Here is a 2,561-nt window from a genome sequence, read left to right on the forward strand (position 1 = left end):
AGCATCAAAACTTTCATCTTCAAATTCATCAAGTTTTTGTTCATAATCTCCAATTTTAATTTCTTGTATATGGTGACTTAAATTTTCATTTTCTAGACGTTGCTTAAATCTTTCTACTCCTGTTTTACTCCATTCTATGCCGCTAACACTGAAACCTTCTTTAGCGCAAAACCAAAGATTAGCACCTGTGCCAAGTCCTAATTCTAGTATATTTATTTTACTTCTATCTTTAACATTGTAAAAATTCTTTGCAATAAAACGGATTAAATTTTCGCTAGGGTATTTCCCCCATTCTTTTTGAGAAAAAATATTTTCCCAAATTTGGGCATTTGTACCTTGATTTGTTGAAATTTCTATATTGGATATATATTTTTTCATGATAGTCCTAAGTTTTTATTTGCTATTCTAACGCTACTAGGTAAATTAACCAAGCGTTTTTCTAATTTTTTAGTGTTTATAAGCTCATTGCTTTGACAGTTTTGAAAAGCTTTTAAACTTGGTAAGCTTTTCCATACAGGACGGGCGAAAATATTATTTTTCAAGCATTCTTCTAAAAAGATATTTCTTAAATTTTCATCCTTAAAAAGCAAGGTGTTGAGCCAAAAATTGCTTTTTTCGTTGCTTTTTTCATCGATAAATTTGCATTTATCGTGATTTTTAAAAAAATCCTTGTAAATTTTAGCAAGTTCTCTTTTATTTTCTAAAAAAAGTTCTAAATTTTCAAGTCCTGCAAGCAAGATCGCTGCGTTTATATTGCAAAGACGGTAATTATAAGCTACCCTATCATGATCGTATTCGTAAGGATGAGAGATTTTGGCTGTGGTGCTAAGGTGTCTTGCAAGCTTGGCTAAATTTTCATCATCGCTTAATATTGCTCCACCACATCCACCTGTGATGATTTTATTGCCATTAAAACTTAAAATTCCACATTTTCCAAAAGTACCTAAGGCCTTATTTTCATAAGTACTTCCTAAGGCTTCTGCAGCATCTTCGATTAAAAGGATGTGGTATTTTTCACAAAGCTCTTTGATGGCTTTTATATGAGCACTTAAACCAAAGGTATGCATGATAACACAAGCTTTGATGGGTTTGTGTGTAGTTTTGTTATAGCTAAGATTATCTTTTTGATAAGTTTGATTTTCTAAAAAATGCTCTAAAGCCTTAGGATTTAAACTCAGAGTGTTTTCATCTATATCTAAAAAAACGGGCTTTGCACCTGTATAAGTGATAGCATTGGCCGTGGCGACAAAACTTATGCTTTGAGTGATGACTTCGCAGTTTTCATCGATACCATTAGCTAGTAAAGCGATATGAAGAGCTGCTGTGCCTGTATTTGTAGCGATGACAAAGCGTACTTTGGTTTTTTCTTTTAAAGCTTCTTCAAAACGTGTTACATATTCTCCTACGCTTGAAACAAAACCGCTATTGATACATTCTAAAAGATATTTTTTCTCATTGCCTATAAAACAAGGCTCATGTAGGGCGATATTTTCTTTATTAAAAAGACTTTTTATAAAAGAAATTTCTTTTTCAAACATTGTAAAGCTCACTTTTATAATTTTCTAAATTTTCTTTAAAATACTCTATGCTTTGTCTTAAACCTTCTTCTAGACTTATCTTGCTTTGCCAATTTGTAGCTTTTTTAAGCTTACTTGCATCGCAACAAAGTCTAAAAACTTCGCTATTTTTAGGACGCAATCTTTGTTCATCTTGGATGATTTTTACTTTAGAATCTAAAATTTTTTGTATGAGATCAAGTACTTCTTGCATGGAGTATTCCACTCCTGAGCCTATATTATAAACTTCTCCAAAATGTTTTAAATTTAAAAGAGAGATAAAACCCTCGCAAGTATCTAGCACAAAATTTAAATCCCTTTTAGGGCTTAAATCTCCTAGTTTGATTTCCTTTGTTCCGCTTAAAATTTGTGTGATGATGGTAGGTATAATGGCTCTTGCGCTTTGTCTTGGACCATAGGTGTTAAAAGGGCGTGCGATATTGACATTTAAATTAAAAGAATTATAATAACTTAGTGCCATCATATCTGCAGCGATTTTACTTGCAGAATAAGGGCTTTGAGGTTGCAAAGGGTGTTTTTCATCGATAGGCACATAAAAGGCCGTGCCATAAACTTCACTTGTTGAGGTGTGGATAAAATGCCAAATTTCGTTTTTTTTAGCTGCTTCGAGCATATTTAAAGTGCCATTGACATTAGTATCCACATAACTTTGTGGGGCTGTGTAAGAGTAAGGTATGGCAATTAAGGCGCCAAGATGAAAGATTGCATCTATGTTTTTGGTGATTTTTTCGCAAAAAAAACTGTCTCTTAAATCTCCACTTATAACTTCCATGTCTTTTAAAAAATGACTTTTTTCTAAATGTCCCCAAAAATTAAAAGAATTATACTGACTTAAAGCTCTGACTTTAAAACCTTTTTTAACCAAACTTTCGCAAAGATGAGAACCTATAAAACCATCAGCACCTGTAACTAAAATATTTTTCACCTTCTCACCCTTTCCATCCATTTATCTAATTTTCTTTCTTTAAGTTTTTCTTCTAAAGG

3 protein-coding genes are annotated in these 2,561 nt (G+C 32.3%); all 3 read right to left on the reverse strand.

The annotated features are described in order from the left end of the window. The coding region (locus tag AJ930_RS00560) for a class I SAM-dependent methyltransferase (protein WP_148115895.1) at positions 1–378 on the reverse strand (378 nt) is incomplete at its 3' end. After that, the gene (gene legC, locus AJ930_RS00565) at positions 375–1,538 is read right to left on the reverse strand and encodes an aminotransferase LegC (RefSeq protein WP_070274677.1); all 1,164 of its coding nucleotides are present in this window, start codon (positions 1,536–1,538) and stop codon (positions 375–377) included. The genes AJ930_RS00560 and legC, both read right to left, overlap by 4 nt. Then, positions 1,531–2,502 (reverse strand): 4,6-dehydratase LegB, encoded by a 972-nt coding sequence (gene legB, locus AJ930_RS00570; RefSeq protein ID WP_070274678.1) that lies wholly within the window; start codon positions 2,500–2,502, stop codon positions 1,531–1,533. The genes legC and legB overlap by 8 nt, the downstream gene beginning before the upstream one ends. Positions 2,503–2,561: the final 59 nt, after the last annotated feature.

Source organism: Campylobacter sp. BCW_6871, from assembly GCF_001762325.1.
Classification (GTDB): Bacteria; Campylobacterota; Campylobacteria; order Campylobacterales; family Campylobacteraceae; genus Campylobacter_D; species Campylobacter_D jejuni.